The sequence below is a fragment of the Neobacillus drentensis genome (assembly GCF_036962765.1).
Classification (GTDB): domain Bacteria; phylum Bacillota; class Bacilli; order Bacillales; family Cytobacillaceae; genus Neobacillus; species Neobacillus drentensis_C.
In genome coordinates this window covers 46,074-64,349 of record NZ_JBALOS010000026.1, presented here as the reverse complement: position 1 = coordinate 64,349, position 18,276 = coordinate 46,074, and the positions used below count along the sequence as shown (strand labels likewise).

Sequence of the window (18,276 nt, the reverse complement as noted above, 5' to 3'; positions counted from 1 at the left end):
TAACACTTACTTTGAATTTTTAAGGACATGACTATTTTTCACAAAATAATCCCATCCAGACCAGATTGTAAAAATTAACGCAACCCATAAAGACACGATATCAAAACGAAACGGGATCATATCAAAAATAATATTATGTAATAAAAGCGATGAGATAGCGACAATTTGCGCCCATGTTTTAATTTTGCCAAGCATATTAGCTGCCACAATTTCGCCTTCTCCTGCAAGCAAAAGACGTAATCCAGTTACAGCAAACTCTCTGCTAATAATAATAATCACAACCCAAGAAGGTGCATACACATCGTTCAGTTCAACAAGAACGATGAGTGCAGCTGAGACTAGTAATTTGTCAGCAAGAGGGTCGAGAAATTTTCCCATATTGGTCACAAGGTTATATTTCCGGGCATAATGACCATCAACCCAATCAGTTGCTGAGGCTAAAATGAAAATCAATGCACCAACAAAATGGGTAACTGGAAGGTTTGTCCCAAGGAGATGCATATCGCCCCAATCAAAAGGAGCAAGCATAATAATCAAGAATATTGGGATTAATAATATTCTCGATACAGTTATTCTATTCGGAATATTCATAGTTTTCCTCCGTTTTATGATTTGAAGCGAAAAATAGTCATCAACAGATGACTATTCGTTTTTCAGAACATATTGAATTGTTATGTTCTGAACATTTGCAGTCGCTGGTACTGCATACTCGAGCTTTTGGTCATTTACAAAGATATCTGTATCCGCAGCATTTCCTACCCTAATAACAGCCGTGCTCTCAGCAGATAAATCTTCTGTTTGACTCTCGGTGCCGCCTTTTTTTAGTGTTCCCTGGAAAAAGGATTTCCCTTTTCCATTTTTAATACTAACCCAGGTTTGTCCTTTAGATACCAACTTTACGACAAATTTGTCTGCATTCTTTAATTCGTAAGTTGAATTCCTGCCGCTGCTTTGAACAGCCTTAATTTCTTGTGTTGGTGTTTCTTCAACGTTTGTTGGTTGCTCATCGGCAGCCTGATTATCCTTCTTTTCTTCGGTGTTGTCTTTCTTATTCTCTTTATCGTCTGCTTTTTCTTTCTCAAGATTCTCGGATTTCACAATTTTAACCGGCTCATTTTCCTTGTTAATGGATTGATTCGTATTATCGCCGGCATGTTTATATACAAAGTAATATAACAGGCTTGCAACCCCAATCACAAAAACACCGATTAAGACTTTAGGTAAAATATCAAAAATTTTAGAGTTACTTTCTGAAATGGCTTTGTGTGTTTTCACTCTAGACAATTGCTGAGGCAATTCATCATTTAAGCTTGCTGGAATTTCACCTTTAAAGGTTTCAAAAATTTCATCAGGATTTAGGCTGAGCGCCTCTGCATATTGCTTAATAAATGCCCGAACATAAAAATTCCCGGGCATACTTGCATAATTCCCCTCTTCAATACCAATTAAATACCGTTTTTGAATTTTCGTCATGGATTGTACATCATCCAAGCTTAATCCTTTCGCTAATCGGGCTTCTTTAAGTCGATTCCCTAATTCAGTCACCTGTTAACACCTTCCAATTTATTAAAAATCAAAATCTCCAAAATCAGATCCGGAGAACATGTTATTCTGGTCAACGACCTCGTATGTAATCTCTTCTTCCGCATCGTTCCGAAGTTCAATAATATAATCAAAATCATCCAGTGTATATTCTGAGTTTTGAACGAAGATATCTGGATGCTCAATTACTTTTACGGACGGAAGTCGCATGATTTCACGGACTAATTGCCAATGACGCTCATTAGCACGTCTGGTGGAAACTATTCCATCGAGAATAAATAGATTGTTTTCGTTATATTCATCTTCAATAAGTTGATTACGAATTGTTTGTTTTAACAGTGTGGAAGATACAAATAACCAGCGTTTATTTGCACAAACACTTGCAGCTACAAGTGATTCAGTTTTTCCAACTCGAGGCATTCCCCGAATACCGATCAGCTTATGTCCCTCCTGCTTAAATAATTCTGCCATAAAATCAACTAATAAGCCAAGTTCATCCCTTACAAAACGGAAGGTTTTTTTATCATCCGCATCTCTTTGAATATACCGGCCATGTCTAACTGCAAGTCTGTCACGAAGTTTTGGTTCTCTAAGTTTAATTACTTTTATTGTGTCCATCGTATGTAAAATTGACTCAAGTCGTTTAATTTGATCATCATCTTTTGCTAAAATGAGCAATCCACGTCGACCTTCATCAACACCATTAATTGTGACAATGTTAATAGAAAGCATACCCAACAAGGATGAAATATCCCCGAGTAGTCCAGGTCGGTTCTTTTGTATCTCATATTCTAAATACCATTCTTTTTTCAAGCTATAAACCTCCTTTAAAGAAGTTTCGACATTTTTTTTACATTTCCTCATCTAACCCCTATAATAAATGATTTTGGATGAAGATGAAAGTAAAAACAAAGATATTACGTCCTTTAACGGAGAATGAACCCTTGAAGCACAAAAAAGAGAGGAGAAAGCCTCCTCTCTTTTAGCGATTGCCGTTATTTTGAACCAATTTAACCATGATATTTGCAATAGCCTGTTGTTCTTCTTTATCTGCAACTGACCAAAGATCAGCAAGGATTCTTTCCTGTTCGTTTTTAGGCTCAACCTGGTTGGATAAATAATCACCAATTTGAAATGCAAGATTATTAATAGCACCTTCACTCATACCTTCATTTTGTGCATGATGAAGACGATCGGCTAAAAATTCTTCCCACTGTTTCCAGTTATCTAAAACAGACATGGTTTTTTCCCTCCTTTAAATTTGTACAAGATTATTTTGCGATGAAGTGAGGGGAACTATGCATTAATAACTTTTGAATTTTTTTAAGTATACCACCCGCCATTTATGGAAAGGACTTGTCCTGTTATGTAAGATGAATCTTCGGAAAGCAAGAAAGCGACGCACCTCGCAACTTCTTCCGGCTTGCCCAGTCTTCCCATTGGTATCTCATCGGCAATTTGTTCTACCTCTTCTGGTGTAAAACCTTTCATCATGGGTGTCGATACAGCTCCTGGGGCAATGGCATTAACTCGTATTCCATTCATGGCCACCTCTTTACTTAATGCCTTTACCAAAGCTATTTGTGCACCCTTGACCGTTGAATAGGCCACCTCACAAGCTGCTCCTGTCTGACCCCATATTGACGATATCATCACAATATTCCCTTTTCCTTTAGCAAGTAATTTCGGGAGAAGCTCTTTTGTGAGCATTAATGGACTTAATACATGCACATTTAATAATGATTCTGCTTCAGTTTGTTGCAAATCAACAAGGAGCCCATATTGACTTTGTCCGCCGCAATGAATAATCGCATCTATCGAAAATATTTCTGAAACAACCTTTTTATAACCACTTGGATTCTCCAAGTCCGCTTGGATGGGTATGTATTCCCCACCATAAGGCTCCAGTTTATTGATTAATCCTTTTATTGCCTGTTCATTTTTATTAAAATGCAGATACAAATGATAGCCTTTATCGGCTAAGTTACATGCAATCGCTTGTCCGATTCCACCACTTGCCCCCGTTATTAATACATATTTCAAAAAAATCACTCTCTCTCTAACTAAAAACTAGTACATAGAAAAAGCGCCGAAATTACGACGCTTTCAGGTCATTATTTTTTCTTTGGAACTACTTGGCAAACTGAAAAGCGCTCTTCTGAAATGACTTCAGACGCAAGAGATTGAACATCGTTTAAGGTGATTTTTTCAAGAGTTGGTACAACATCAAACAAGTTCATATCATTAAAGGCATAGCGTGTAAATTGATTAGCGATATATTCTGGTGAATTTACCGCTCGTAAAAATGCACCAATCTTTTTCTTTTTGGCTCTTTCTAATTGCTCTTCACTAAATACAGGTTGGTTTTTTGCTTCTAATAGCATTTTTTCAAGTGTTTCCGCCAATTTATCAGGTTCACCAGTGTCTCCGCCAATCATAGCAAAACCAAAGCCTTGTTCTTGTGTATAATCGAAGGAAAACGTTTCATCAATCAAACCATCATTATAGAGTTGATTGTAATTTTCCGAGCTTTTCCCAAACAATAGATCCAAAAGCACATTCATCGTTAATTCATTTTTCAGCATTTCATTGCCACTTTGATCGACATGAAGTGCTTTTATCCCAAGTAAACATTTCGAGGTTTGTACGTTCATTTCGAGTACCTGTTTTTTTTCAGCTGCCTCTGTTGGTTCATTTTCAAATTTACGCTTAATCTCAGGCATATCTTTGTATTCTTTTTTCGCTTGATTTTCTTTTACTTGATTCATAAAACTATTCGGATCAACCGGTCCTACAATAAATAATAACATGTTGCTCGGATGATAAAAGGTGTTATAGCATTCATACAGCCAATCTTTTGTAATATGTGAAATCGATTCAATTGTTCCTGCTATATCAATTTTAACCGGATGGTTCTGGTAAAGATTTTGAATCAATCCAAAGTATAAACGCCAATCAGCATTATCATCGTACATAGTTATTTCTTGGCCAATAATTCCTTTTTCTTTTTCAACCGTTTTTTCAGAAAAATATGGCTCCTGCACAAAATCAATGAGTGTTTCGAGATTTTTTTCTACATCAGACGTGCTTGAAAATAAATAGGCGGTCCGAGTAAAGGAAGTAAAAGCATTCGCGGAAGCACCTTGGCGGCTAAATTGCTGAAAAACATCACCGTCTTCTTTCTCAAACAACTTATGCTCTAAAAAGTGGGCAATTCCATCGGGTACATTGACATACTCTTCTTTGCCAAAAGGAACAAATGTATTATCCACAGAACCATATTTTGTTGTAAAGGTAGCAAAGGTTTTATTAAATCCTTTTTTCGGTAAGATATATACATTTAGCCCGTTAGGTAATTTTTCATGGTAAAGTTCTTCCTGAAGCTGGTCAAACGTAATTTTCTCCATTATTTCCCCGCCTCCGTTCCTGTTAAGAAATAAATGGTATCCATTTCGATTTTTTTCGCAAGTGCAATAATTTCTTCTTTGGTTACTTTTTGCATTTCTTGAAGCCAAGTATCAAGATTGATATTTGCATCAGCCACAACATTATGATATAGAATCTCGGTTAATCCTCTTGATGTGTCAATCGTCTCTAAAATCTGATTTTGAATGACGGCCTTTGTTTGGACTAGCTCTTGTTCTGTGAAATCCCCGTTTTTCATTGCCTCTAATTGATCATTAATAATTCCAACTGCCTGATCATAATTTTTTAAATCAATACCTGACATAACCATCATTAAGCCCTTATGACTTTCAAGACGACTTGTTGCATAATAAGCGAGACTTGCCTTTTCACGTACATTTATAAATAATTTCGAATGAGCAAATCCGCCATAAATGCCATTAAACACTTGTAAAGCAAAATAATCGGGGTCACCGTACACAATATTCGTGCGATATCCTATGTTTAATTTTCCTTGTTTTACATCTTGCCGCTCTTTCACTTCATTTACTTGTCTATTTTTGGTTACATCTTTTTTATCTAACTTTTTCGGTGTTCTTTCTTCAAAATGCAGGAGGTCTGCAGCAAATTTCTTTACCTCTTCTTCATTAACGTCACCGATAATATATAAATCCATTTCATCCGTTAAAAAAGCGCTTTTATAATATTCAAATAAGTTCTCCGGAGTAATGGCATCAACATCTGCTGAATCCCCGTTTACCTCTAATGCATAAGGCTCGCCTTTACACATTTCTTGAATTAGGCGCATATTAGAGTAGCGCATCTTATCATCAAAAACAGATTGAATACGTTGTTTTAGGGTCCGCTTTTCTTTTTCAACTGTTTCTCTGTCAAAGGCATTACCCTTAATATTGGGATTGTTTATTATTTCGGCTAACAATTCAAACCCCTTTTTTAATAATGGGCTTGGATCGCTTAAGAATTTTTCATTGGCAATTTCGATTGAAAAACTCATGATATGGTATTCACCTTTTTTAGATAGGTCAACATAAAGTGTCGCACCGTATAACTCATCAAGATAGGACCGCAGAGCTGTAGTTGAAGAATACTTAGCTGAACTGCTTTGTAATACTTGTGGAAGAAGTGCCCGTTTGGTTACATCTTCTTTTGTTAGAGGCGCTTTCATTTTCCAGATTAAGGTATTCGTTTTATATTTTTCGGTTGGGATTAGATGAAGTTTATATCCCTTAAGTTCGGTTATTTTTTCTGTAGCGGTTGCCACATACATTCCTCCTTAACTGTTCAAAGGGTTATACAATACAATATGTAAACATTTTTCTTTATATCATTTCCTTTGTAATAAAACCTATACTTATTACTATAATTTGGCAAGCTTGTTCAATACAAGTAATTACACTTTTTTCTTTCATAGGTTGATGATTCCCACTCCAATCAACATGGAAAAAAATATCAACAATAGCCTTAACAGTGCCTTTAATAAAAAGAACCCCTGATTTATAACCAGGGGTTCTGCTTGCTGAAGTTATTATCTGCTGCCTTTGATATAGTGTGTACCAACTGCTTTTGGTGCATCGGCGCGGCCGATGAATCCAGTTAAGGCTAAAATGGTTAATACATATGGTGCAATCAATAGGTATACACTTGGAATTTCCTTTAAGAAAGGTAAACTTGATCCAATGATACTAATACTTTGAGCGAAACCAAAGAAGATTGCAGCTCCTAATGCACCAAGTGGATGCCATTTTCCAAAAATCATGGCAGCTAACGCCATGAAACCTTGACCACTAATGGTTGAGTGACTGAAGTTTGATGTGATCGATTGTGCATAAACTCCTCCGCCAAGACCACCAAGGGCTCCGGAAAGGATAACACCTAAATAACGCATTTTTGTTACGTTTATACCCATTGTGTCTGCAGCCATTGGATGTTCACCAACTGAACGAAGGCGAAGACCAAATGGTGTTTTGAAAACAATGTACCACACGATTATAGCAACTAAAATGGCTAAAAAAGATGTCCAATACGTATTTTGGAAAAATATTTTTCCAATAATAGGAATATCTTTAAGAACTGGAATATCAATTTTACTGAAACCTTTACTGATAATTCCTGTTTCACCTTTATCATAGATAAGTTTTACAAGGAACAAGGTAAGTCCAGTTGCAAGTAAGTTAATGGCAACACCAGAAACAGTGTGATCAGCACGGAATGTAATCGAAGCAATTGCATGGAACAAGGAGAAGAATGCTCCTGCTGCCATTGCTACCAATAATGCAATCCAAGGTGTAGCATTACCAAAAGTATCAAATGTAGTTAAGTTGAATACGATTGCGGTAAATGCACCAATTACCATTAAACCTTCAAGTCCAATATTTACTACCCCAGAACGTTCTGAAAATATACCGCCTAATGCAGTGAAGACAAGTGGAGCCGCCCATAATAAAGTGGATGGAACAAGAATGATTAAAATTTCCATTAAACTCAACTTACTTCACCTCCTTCTTACTGAATCGGTCAAGAAATACTCTTATTATATAGCTTGATGCAACAAAGAATACGATTAACGCAATAATGATATCTACTAATTCATTTGGTACCCCTGCTTCAAGCGGCATATTTAATGCTCCCACTTTTAGAACACCAAATAATATGGCTGAGAAAAATACACCTAGTGCAGTATTTCCCCCTAGTAATGCAACTGCAATTCCGTCGAAACCAACGCCGGAGAATCCACCTTTTACTGCTGCATATTCAAAAGTACCTAATCCTTCCATGGCACCTGCTAAACCTGCGAAAGCTCCAGAAATAAGCATAGAAAGGATGATATTCTTATTAACGTTCATCCCTGCATATTGAGCAGCATGTTGGTTAAAACCTACAGACCTTAATTCAAATCCTCTTGTTGTTCTTTCTAATAAAAACCACATAATAAAGCAAGAAATAATAGCAAGAATAATACCCCAGTGAAGTCTTGAATAATCTGTTAGACTCTCTAACCATTCAGATCGTAATGTTGCTGATTTATGAATAGGGCCTGAATTATCTCCATGTTTTGTAATTACGTTTCGAATAATATAATTGGATACGTGTAAGGCCACATAGTTCATCATAATGGTTACAATTACTTCATGGACACGGAAACGTGCTTTTAATAAACCAGGAATAAATGCCCAAAGTGCTCCTGCTGCGATGGAGGCAATGATAGCAAGTGGTAAATGGATAATTCGAGGTAAGTCAAAGGCGACCCCTACCCATACAGCAGCAAGCCAACCAACTAAGAATTGTCCTTCAACCCCGATATTAAATAAGCCCACGCGGAATGCAAATGCCACAGCAAGTCCGGCTAAGATATATGGAGTAAATTGTCGGATTACTTCTCCGATGTAATAGATATCTCCAAAAGCACCATTCCATAGTGCTGTAAAGGCTGCAACTGGATTGTACCCACTTATTAACATAATAAATGTTCCAACAAGGATACCTAATAATACGGCTATAATAGGTGTTAAAATACTTCTAAACCGTTTAGACATGTGATTCTTCACCCGCTTCCTTTCTATTCGAGCCAGCCATTAGTAATCCAAGTTCCTGCTCAGTCGTATCTTTTGGATTCACAACAGCTACGATTTTCCCTTCATATATAACGGCAATACGGTCACTGACATTCATGATTTCATCCAGTTCAAAAGAGATAAGCAAGACACCCTTACCATTATCGCGCTGTTCGATTAAGCGTTTGTGAATGAATTCAATGGCCCCAACATCCAAACCACGAGTTGGCTGTGCAGCTATCAATAAGTCTGGGTTCCGATCTACTTCACGGCCAATAATCGCCTTTTGCTGGTTACCACCGGAAAGCGCACGTGCCAAAGTGTATTCACTTGGTGTCCGTACATCAAACTCACTAATCAATGTTTTGGCTTTTTTATAAATTTCACCAAAGTTTAGAATTCCGTTCTTTGAGAATGGCCTTTTATTATATGTTTGTAATACCATATTCTCACCAATTGGGAAGTTCAAAACTAACCCATGCTTGTGACGGTCCTGAGGTATATGACCTACGCCAGATTCAGTAATCTGTCTTGGAGTATGATTGATCAATTCTTTTCCATTCAATTTCACACTGCCGCTTTCAGCTTTACGTAAACCAGTAATAGCTTCAATAAATTCCGATTGTCCATTACCATCTACACCAGCGATGCCGACAATTTCTCCAGCACGAACAGAAAGATTCAAGCCATTAACTACTGTCACACCACGAGGGTCCTTTACAACCAAATCCTTAATTTCAAGGACCTCCTGTTTTGGAGATGATTCTTTCTTATCAGTTTTGAAGACAACATCTCGTCCAACCATTAAGCTAGCAAGTTCATTAGGATTGGTTTCACTTACTGTTACTGTTCCAATTCCCTTTCCTTTGCGGATAACAGTACAACGATCAGATACTTCCATAATCTCTTTCAGTTTATGGGTTATGAGAATAATAGACTTACCTTCTTTTATAAGCGTTTTCATAATTTGAATTAATTCTTTAATTTCCTGCGGAGTAAGAACAGCAGTAGGTTCGTCAAAAATAAGAATTTCGGCTCCACGATAGAGTGTTTTTAAGATTTCGACTCTTTGTTGCATACCTACGGTAATGTCGGAAATTTTCGCCTGTGGGTCAACTGCTAAACCATATCGTTCAGAGATCTCACGGACTTGTTGCTCAGCCTTTTTAAGATCAATTCGGCCAGCAGAAGTTATTTCTCTACCAAGGATGATATTTTCAGTGACTGTGAACGTATCAACTAACATAAAGTGTTGATGGACCATTCCGATTCCAAGATCATTTGCGATATTCGGGTTAGAAATGTTTACTGGTTTCCCTTTAACTCGAATTTCACCATTCTCTGGCTGATATAATCCAAAAAGTACATTCATCAATGTTGATTTTCCTGCACCATTTTCGCCAAGCAAGGCATGGATTTCACCCTTTTTTAATTGAAGGGTTATGTTATCATTCGCAACGAAGCCATTAAATTCCTTACGGATGTTAAGCATCTCAATTACATATTCCATCTTTTCTCACTCCCTGTGATAAGATAAAAGGAAAAATTGACCATAAGTAGTAAGAGGTCAGACCTTTCCGAGTTTTAAAAAAACAGGGAATCCCTCCCCACTATAATCTTAAATGAAAAGTAGAATATTTATTCTACGCTTCAGTTAAGATTCATTAGGTTGGAATAAGCGAGAGGTAAACCCTTGCTTATTCCTCACAAAAATTATTTTGCGCTAAAGTTCTTTAATTCGTCACGAGTACCAGGAACTTTTACAGCACCTGATTTAATTTTTTCTACCCATTCTTTTATTGCAGCTTCAATTGCATCTTTATTTCCAGCTTTGCTGTTAATTGGAGCAACACCAACACCATCTTCAGCTAATCCGTAAAGAATTTGCTGTCCACCAGGGAAATTGCCATCCATTGCTTTTTTAGATAAGTCTTGTACTGCTACGTCAACACGCTTAAGTGCAGATGTAAGAACAACATCTGGACCCATGTCAGCTTGGTCACGGTCAACACCGATTGCCCAAATTTCTTTACTTGGATCTTTTGCTTTTCTGTCAGTTGCTTCTTTAAATAAACCGTTACCAGTACCACCGGCAGCGTGGAAAACTACGTCAGCGCCTGAAGAATACATTTTAGATGCGATGTTTTGACCAAGTTCCGCTTTATCGAATGCACCTGCATATTGAACATCAACTTTTACTTCTGGTTTTGCAGCCTTAACACCCGCTAAGAATCCTGATTCAAATCGTTCAATTACAGGGATTTCCATACCACCGATGAAGCCGATATGGTTAGATTTTGTTTGAAGTGCTGCTGCAATACCTGCAAGGAAGGCAGCTTCTTGCTCTTTGAAGAGTACACTTGCAACGTTTGGTTGCTTAACTTCGGCATCGATGATCGCAAAGTTTGAATCTTTTTGTTGTTTCGCGATTTCTTCAACTGCAGCCTGCATTAAGAAACCAATTCCGTAAACTAAATCAAAGTCTTGACGAGCAAGTGTATTTAAGTTTGTAGAATAATCAGCATCAGATTTTGATTGAAGGTAATCATATCCGCCTTTACCTTTTGATAAGCCATTGTCTTTACCGAATTTTTGAAGACCTTCCCAAGCTGATTGGTTAAATGATTTGTCATCAACACCACCAACATCAGTAACCATCGCTACAGAGAAATCATTTTTCTTTTCTCCGCCTTTAGCAGGTTCTTTGCCTGTGTCATCACTTTTCCCACATGCTCCTAATAGTGTACCAGCAGCTAGAACTAGTGATAAAGCCGTTCCAATTTTACGCTTTTTCATGGTATTGACCCCCTATGAATATGGTTTGATTTAGTAAAAATGTTTTTGGAGCAAGACTGATTGCGTTTTCAAAACGGATTAAAAATTAAATTCTTTTCCTTAATACATGAAAACTAAACTTGTCTGCTTTAAAATAGTTTACCGAAAATAGGATAGGTTCATCCATTTCATCGAAATGCATCTGTTTTAAAACTAACAATGCAGTTTCTGGTTCGCATTCTAGAATTGGGGAAATTTTTTCATGATAGCCTAACGGCTCAATTTGGGCAACCGCGTATGTAATTCTTCGATTTGATTCTTCTTCCAAAATACGGAAGAGCGATTCTTCTGCATGGGAAAATGTTTCCGGCAGAATACGTTCTGGTACCTTGTCGACACAATAGACGACCGGTTCCCCATTGGCGGTTCTAACCCTTTCCATCACAAAAATGTCCTCATTTGTAGAACAAGAAAAACGGCGAATATCCTCTTCGGTAGGACCTTGTGTTGATGAACTAAGGAAAATTGTTCCTGGGATCATTCCGGCCTGTTTGATCATGGCAGTTACACTATTAAGTTGTTCAATTCCTGAAGTAAACAAAGGCTTTACATTAACAAAAGTACCAACGCCATGGCGTCTAATGATAACATTCTCTTCTTCGAGGATCCGTAATGCTTCTCGAAGAGTTGCCCTGCTCACACCCAGCTGTTTAGCAAGATCAAACTCAGAAGGTAGTTTTTCTTTTTCTTTATATACCCCGTTTGCAATATCTTGCTTTAGACGATCGATAACTTGTAAGTATAAATGCCGGTTATCTGATTTTATAGACATGCTGTATCCTCCAGCCTTTTCCTTAGACATCAGACATCTGATATCATTTCTACTAATCGAAATTTATATTAACATTTTTTTGGGGATAAATAAATAGAATTTCAAAAATTTTGTCGATAAAGGGTGGGAGGTTATGTCACAATTGTCTAAGGGTAATTTTCCCTATATAACATATTTTTACTAAAGGTAAATTTCCTCATAAAAAAAACCTCTATTATGACCATTTTCTCATCATAATAAAGGCAGTATTTAATCTCACTCTATCTATTATTACTTCAACAGTCTCATAAATAAATTATGAACTTTGTTCTTCCTTATCTTTTGGTTTTGCTTGTAAAACAGCTCGAGGCTTACTGCCTTCATATGGGCCAACAATCCCACGTGCCTCCATTTCGTCAATCAACCTGGCTGCTCTTGTATACCCAATACGAAAACGTCTCTGTAACATGGAAACAGAGGCTGTTTGCATTTCAATAATTAAGTCAACTGCCTCATTATAAATATCATCATCGACCGCACCTGTTACTTCTGGGATATCATCTGGAATCATTTCATCCTGGTACTGCGCTTTTTGTTGGGAAATAACAAATTCTACTGTGTCCTCAACCTCTTGATCAGAGAGGAAAGCACCTTGAACGCGTACTGGTTTAGATTCTCCAACTGGTAGGAATAACATATCGCCCCTTCCTAACAGTTTTTCTGCACCACCCATATCTAAAATTGTCCTAGAATCAGTGGCACTTGAAACTGCGAAGGCAATTCTGGATGGAATGTTTGCTTTAATAACCCCAGTAATGACATCAACAGATGGCCGTTGCGTTGCAATAATTAAGTGAATTCCGGCAGCACGCGCCATTTGTGCCAGGCGGGTAATCGAATCTTCCACATCTGAAGAGGCAACCATCATTAAGTCAGCTAACTCATCCACAATGACTACTATGAATGGAAGCAACGGCTGTTTATCATTCTCTTCTAAATTATGTCTTCTGACGTGTTCATTATAGCCCTCAATATTACGCGTTCCCGTATGAGAGAACAAATCATAACGCCTTTCCATTTCGCTTACTACTTTTTGCAAAGCTTGTGAGGCTTTTTTCGGATTCGTTACAACCGGGGCTAGTAAGTGTGGAATGCCATTATAAACATTCAATTCAACCATTTTCGGGTCAATCATCATTAATTTTACTTCATGAGGCTTTGCACGCATTAATATACTAGTGATAATTCCATTTATACAAACACTTTTACCGCTTCCAGTTGCACCGGCCACAAGTAAATGGGGCATTTTATTTAATTCTGCCAAAACAGCTTCACCAGTAATGTCCCTGCCTAAACCAATTAATAGTTTAGAGTCAGGTTTGTCATTTTGGGTCGCTTCTAATACCTCACGAAGGGAAACCATAGCTACTTCTGAATTAGGTACTTCTATTCCAATCGCTGATTTACCAGGGATCGGAGCCTCAATTCGAATACCTTTAGCAGCAAGTGCTAATGCTAGGTCATCGCTTAGACTAACAATTTTGCTTACTTTAACACCGACATCTGGATGAACTTCATATTTTGTAACAGCTGGTCCTAAATGTACTTGTGTTACTCTCGCTTTTACGCCAAAGCTTTGAAATGTCCTCTCAAGCTTTGCTGCATTGGCATGGATTTGTTCGTATTCTCCACTTTGATCTGTTTTCTTAGGCAGACTTAACAGCCTGAGCGGCGGTAGCTCATATTCAATATTCTCGACTTCTGTAAAAGTAATTGGTGGAATGGAATCGTCATTTTCTTCAGTCGTTTTTGTTTTTTCCCTCGGTTCTTCAGGTTGATTTTTATTTATCTCACCTTCATCAACATAGGCCCTATCAGCAAAACTTGAAATAATTGGTTCTGGTGTTCTGATTTCCTCTTGAAGTGATTGTGGTTCTGTCGTAGTGCTGGGTTGTTCTCTTTGTTCGCGATTCTCCTGCGCCTGTCTTCTTTGTGTAGATCTTTGTGCTTTTTTTTCTTGTTGTTTTTGCTTCCATTCTGCCATATCTGTTTTAAAGGCATCCCATTGACTTTTTGAAAAATCGACAAAGACCATCATGATTTTAGCGATGAAATCACCGAATGATTTCCCGGTTAGTAAAATAATGCCAATTAGAATAAAAATAAACGCAATTATTTTCGTACCTGTCTCGGCAAATAAGTAATGGAATAAGGCAAATAAAACTGCACCAAGCATTCCCCCGCCTAAATCGGTTGTGCTAGTTTCACCTCTTAATTCCATCATAAACAATTCCCATGTATTACTGATTACACTAGGGTCTTTAAATTTCCCATCATTCGTTAGCAAATGAAAAAGTGTTACATGACTTAGCAGAAGGATGGCAGAAGTAATGCTGTACAATCCAACTAATTTAATATGGAAGAAAAAAGGAATACTACGTTTCCACATCAAATAAACGCTTAATACAACTAGCCCAATTAAACTGAGCATATACCATTCTCCCATCCAAAAGCGGAAGAAGATTACAGTTGCTTTTCCCACTGCACCGAGTTTTGCAATCGATATGATCGCGATTGCTAAAATAGCTAGTGCAGATAATTCATACTGCACGGTCTTTTTCAAATGGTTATCTCTCTTTTTAGATTGTCTTCTTTTTTTCTTGGCCATTTAATCACCTTGTTGTTTCATTATGGTATATTATTCCTTTAGTATATAACATCCTTCTCTAAAAGGGTAAAAAGGAAGAAAGCAGCCTTAGTGGCTGCTCTTATATCTTCTCTTGATTATACCATAATCTACTATTACATCGAGGACAATCCTTCTAGGTTCGCGAAAGAAATTTTTGCACCTGGGCAAATTTGGTTATCCAAGTAATGTTGCGGGTCTGTACTTAGAATCCGAATAACTTGAACATTTTGGCCATCCATCAACTCTACCAAGAGGGGTATACCTTGATAATTGACCATTTGTTGTTTGCTCGGTGATTCAGTCTCATAAGGAAATATTAATTCAGGCGGCATCATTGTATAAAGTATCATTGGATCAATCCTTTATCCTTTTCTTTATGCAGGTCAATCAGTTCATTTAACTTTTTCATTGCCTGCCCAAGCCCGCCTACTTCATCTATTAGCCCTGTTTGTACGGCATCAGCACCAATAACATTCGTTCCTATATCTCTTGTTAAATTACCCTTAGCAAACATTAAATCCTTAAAAGTTTCTTCGCTAATATTTGAATGCTTTGTAACAAAATTGATTACCCGATCTTGCATTTTATCCATGTATTCGAAGGTTTGCGGCACACCTATTACAAGTCCTGTTAATCTAATCGGATGAATCGTCATTGTCGCAGTTTCTGCAATAAACGAATAGTCACAGGAAACAGCAATCGGAACTCCAATTGAATGCCCTCCTCCTAATACAATTGAAACCGTCGGCTTAGATAATGTTGCAAGCATCTCGGAAATAGCAAGGCCCGCCTCAACATCACCGCCAACTGTATTTAAGATTACTAACACGCCCTCTATTTTAGGATTTTGTTCAATTGCAACAAGTTGCGGCATTAAATGCTCATATTTTGTTGTCTTGTTTTGCGGTGGAAGAGCCAGATGGCCTTCAATTTGACCGATTATCGTCAAGCAATGAATTTTAGAATCTGTCGAAAGCTGTGGTACATTAGTTTGTCCTAGCTGCTGGATTTTGTCTATTAATGCAGAAGAAGTTTTCTCCTCTTTTTGAGGTTCCCCGCCTTCTTGATTTTCATTTTTATTATTTTGTAAATCGTTATTCATCCCTAATACTCCCTTCTAGCATGATATAGGTTAGTATTGTCTTATAAGGTAATTTCATGCTAAAAATAAATGCTCTGTAACTTGTCTGTTAATTGGAGCTCAAGGCGCTCGCTTTCCGCTCCAATTACAAAGTGCCAAAACAAAAAGCACTGGAGTTTTTTTCCAGTGCTTTCTTTCTAGATTTCCATAATGATTGGGAGAATCATTGGTCGTCTTTTTGTTTTTTCAAATAAATTTCGGTTTAATTCTTCTCTAATTTCTTGTTTTAAACTGGACCACTCAAATGATTCCTTAGCAATATTTCTTTCTACAATATCACGAACTAGTTTTGTTGAATCATCCATCAATTTTTCTGATTCTCGAACGTATACAAATCCCCTAGAGATAATTTCAGGACCAGCTGCTATACTCTTGTCTTGTTTTTTTAATGTCACAACGACAATTAGAATTCCATCTTGGGATAAGAGTCTCCGATCACGGAGCACGATATTTCCAACATCCCCGACACCAATACCATCGATCAATATATTACCAGAAGGAACCTTACCTAAAATAGCGAGTTTGTCTTCTTTCCATTCAAGAATATCACCGCGGGCGGGGATAATAATTTGTTCGTCAGTAAGTCCACATTCCAAAGCTAATTTCCGATGTGCCTTAAGCATTCGGTATTCACCATGAACAGGAACCAGATATTTTGGTTTCATTAAGTTAATCATGAATTTTAATTCTTCTTGACTACCATGACTCGATACATGGATGGTCCTTTTACCTGATATTACATTAGCACCAGCTCTAAAAAGCATATCTATCGTCTTAAATAAAAATACTTCGCTGCCCCTGAGTGGTGAGGCGGCAATTAATACAGTATCTCCTGTTTGGATATTAACTACTTTATCCATCTGCTTTGCCATCTTCTGCAAAGCTTCGATCGGTTCACCTTGGCTTCCAGTCATTAAGACGACAATTTCTCTGTCTTGATAATCCTTTAGTTCACTAACCGGAATAATTAAATCCTCTTCGACTTCTAAATATCCTAAATCTAGGGCAATATGATAAATTCTCTCGAGGCTTTTTCCTACCACTGCAACTTTACGGCCGTTTTCAGATGCGGCATTAAAGATATGTTGAATTCTATTTATATCAGAGGCAAAACAAGCTGCAATAATTCTTCCAGGAGCATTATAAAAGGCATTGGACATTTCACGTTCTACAATCGCTTCTGATGCTGTATAACCAGGCTTTTCGGCTTCTGTACTATCAGACAACAAACAGAGAACCCCTTGTTCCCCAATAGATGCCATCTTGCCTATTTCTGGTTTATAAAGCTCTGTGGCACCTTGATCAAATTTAAAATCACCCGTATAAACGATGATTCCTTCAGAGGTATGTATACAAATACCCACAGAATCTGGAATGCTATGATTAGTTTTAAAGAAACTTACATCCACTGTATCTAAATTTACAATCGTATCAGATTGTACTTCAATAAAATGGGTCTTACCAAAATAATCCTGTTCTTTAAGTTTTGCATTTGCAAGGGCAAGTGTTAACTTAGTTCCATAAACAGGTGCATCAATTTGACGGAGCACATACGATAAGGCTCCAATATGGTCTTCATGACCATGCGTTAAGAAAATTGCTTTTACCCGTTCCTTATTTTCTTTTAAATAAGTAATATCTGGTATCACAATGTCTATGCCCAGCATTTCTTCCTCGGGGAACATTAAGCCGGCATCAATGATAAATATGTCCTTGTCCACTTCAACGAGATACATATTTTTTCCGATTTCTCCTACACCACCAAGTGTGATTAACTTAATGGAGTTATTAATTTTCTTTATCAATTTGTAAATCCTCCTATGCTGTATCCAAATTTATAATTTATTGAACTCCGAAAAATGTCTAGCTCTAGCTCCGCCAAACGGGCGCATCCGCTTTTCTTATTTCCGTCCAAATCAGTTATGATTATTATACTTGATTTTTGAAAACCTTTCCAATATAAAAAGTAATTTTATCCAGCCTCTAAATAAAGACAACTATTTCAATTTTCCTGAGCTATTTAATTTGTTAATTTACAATTTAAGTATGATTGCCCGCTATGAAACAGAGTGGTGGAGAGAACTCACAAAGATGATGCAAAACCGTGATTATCCATTTATTTGGTCATTACTTAACGTCACCATGCAAAAAGACCATTTTTGGTCTATTATTATTTGATGTAGTTTTTTATTTAATGAGGTTGTCATGAAAGCTTTGCTTTTGAACATCCCCTATTGAGTGGGCTCTCGCCTGTAAAGTAGGGTCATTCGCCCATAATTATTTGTGTTTGTTATTCAGTTTTACTACGATAGACATTTTTCTGGTTTTCTCTTGGATTTTG

17 protein-coding genes are annotated in these 18,276 nt (G+C 37.3%); 1 reads left to right on the top strand and 16 read right to left on the bottom strand.

Features of this window, described 5'->3' with window-relative positions:
- Window positions 1-6: 6 nt before the first annotated feature.
- The 16 genes from pgsA to V7137_RS04135 all read right to left on the bottom strand — a co-directional run bounded on the left by pgsA (window position 7) and on the right by V7137_RS04135 (window position 17,740).
- Window positions 7-591 carry a CDP-diacylglycerol--glycerol-3-phosphate 3-phosphatidyltransferase gene (pgsA, locus tag V7137_RS04210; RefSeq protein WP_335696893.1) on the bottom strand — a complete coding sequence of 195 codons (585 nt, stop codon included), beginning with the start codon at window positions 589-591 and terminating at the stop codon, window positions 7-9.
- 51 nt (window positions 592-642) lie between these two features.
- Window positions 643-1,545, bottom strand: a complete 903-nt coding sequence (locus V7137_RS04205; RefSeq protein WP_335696892.1) for a helix-turn-helix domain-containing protein — start codon at window positions 1,543-1,545, stop codon at window positions 643-645.
- A 21-nt stretch (window positions 1,546-1,566) separates the two neighbouring features.
- Window positions 1,567-2,406: a DUF3388 domain-containing protein gene (locus tag V7137_RS04200; protein WP_335696891.1), complete on the bottom strand. Its 840-nt coding sequence runs from the start codon at window positions 2,404-2,406 to the stop codon at window positions 1,567-1,569.
- A 118-nt stretch (window positions 2,407-2,524) separates the two neighbouring features.
- On the bottom strand, window positions 2,525-2,782 hold the full coding sequence (locus V7137_RS04195) for a DUF3243 domain-containing protein (protein ID WP_218345594.1): 258 nt from the start codon (window positions 2,780-2,782) through the stop codon (window positions 2,525-2,527).
- A gap of 83 nt (window positions 2,783-2,865) precedes the next feature.
- Window positions 2,866-3,585 (bottom strand): elongation factor P 5-aminopentanone reductase, encoded by a 720-nt coding sequence (gene ymfI, locus V7137_RS04190; RefSeq protein WP_335696890.1) that lies wholly within the window; start codon window positions 3,583-3,585, stop codon window positions 2,866-2,868.
- Window positions 3,586-3,656: 71 nt separating this feature from the next.
- Window positions 3,657-4,949 carry an EF-P 5-aminopentanol modification-associated protein YfmH gene (yfmH, locus tag V7137_RS04185; protein WP_335696889.1) on the bottom strand — a complete coding sequence of 431 codons (1,293 nt, stop codon included), beginning with the start codon at window positions 4,947-4,949 and terminating at the stop codon, window positions 3,657-3,659.
- Window positions 4,949-6,229: an EF-P 5-aminopentanol modification-associated protein YfmF gene (gene yfmF, locus V7137_RS04180; RefSeq protein ID WP_335696888.1), complete on the bottom strand. Its 1,281-nt coding sequence runs from the start codon at window positions 6,227-6,229 to the stop codon at window positions 4,949-4,951. Before yfmF ends, yfmH begins: the two co-directional genes overlap by 1 nt.
- A gap of 264 nt (window positions 6,230-6,493) precedes the next feature.
- Complete coding sequence (locus V7137_RS04175; protein WP_335696887.1) at window positions 6,494-7,453, bottom strand: ABC transporter permease; 960 nt, start codon at window positions 7,451-7,453, stop codon at window positions 6,494-6,496.
- 1 nt (window position 7,454) lies between these two features.
- Window positions 7,455-8,501, bottom strand: a complete 1,047-nt coding sequence (locus tag V7137_RS04170) for an ABC transporter permease (protein WP_335696886.1) — start codon at window positions 8,499-8,501, stop codon at window positions 7,455-7,457.
- Window positions 8,494-10,029, bottom strand: coding sequence for an ABC transporter ATP-binding protein (locus V7137_RS04165; RefSeq protein ID WP_335696885.1), 1,536 nt, complete (start codon window positions 10,027-10,029; stop codon window positions 8,494-8,496). Before V7137_RS04165 ends, V7137_RS04170 begins: the two co-directional genes overlap by 8 nt.
- A 203-nt stretch (window positions 10,030-10,232) precedes the next feature.
- On the bottom strand, window positions 10,233-11,315 hold the full coding sequence (locus tag V7137_RS04160; protein ID WP_335696884.1) for a BMP family lipoprotein: 1,083 nt from the start codon (window positions 11,313-11,315) through the stop codon (window positions 10,233-10,235).
- An 85-nt stretch (window positions 11,316-11,400) separates the two neighbouring features.
- Window positions 11,401-12,126 carry a GntR family transcriptional regulator gene (locus V7137_RS04155; RefSeq protein ID WP_218345602.1) on the bottom strand — a complete coding sequence of 242 codons (726 nt, stop codon included), beginning with the start codon at window positions 12,124-12,126 and terminating at the stop codon, window positions 11,401-11,403.
- Between the two features lie 295 nt (window positions 12,127-12,421).
- Window positions 12,422-14,773: a DNA translocase FtsK gene (locus tag V7137_RS04150; protein ID WP_335696883.1), complete on the bottom strand. Its 2,352-nt coding sequence runs from the start codon at window positions 14,771-14,773 to the stop codon at window positions 12,422-12,424.
- Window positions 14,774-14,907: 134 nt separating this feature from the next.
- Window positions 14,908-15,144 (bottom strand): YlzJ-like family protein, encoded by a 237-nt coding sequence (locus V7137_RS04145; RefSeq protein ID WP_335696882.1) that lies wholly within the window; start codon window positions 15,142-15,144, stop codon window positions 14,908-14,910.
- Window positions 15,141-15,896 carry a ClpP family protease gene (locus V7137_RS04140; protein WP_218345605.1) on the bottom strand — a complete coding sequence of 252 codons (756 nt, stop codon included), beginning with the start codon at window positions 15,894-15,896 and terminating at the stop codon, window positions 15,141-15,143. Before V7137_RS04140 ends, V7137_RS04145 begins: the two co-directional genes overlap by 4 nt.
- Before the next feature lie 176 nt (window positions 15,897-16,072).
- Complete coding sequence (locus tag V7137_RS04135) at window positions 16,073-17,740, bottom strand: ribonuclease J (protein ID WP_335696881.1); 1,668 nt, start codon at window positions 17,738-17,740, stop codon at window positions 16,073-16,075.
- Window positions 17,741-17,870: 130 nt separating this feature from the next.
- Here V7137_RS04135 and V7137_RS04130 point away from each other — a divergent pair, with 130 nt between their 5' ends.
- Complete coding sequence (locus V7137_RS04130; protein ID WP_335696880.1) at window positions 17,871-18,113, top strand: YaaC family protein; 243 nt, start codon at window positions 17,871-17,873, stop codon at window positions 18,111-18,113.
- The last annotated feature ends 163 nt before the right edge of the window (window positions 18,114-18,276 follow it).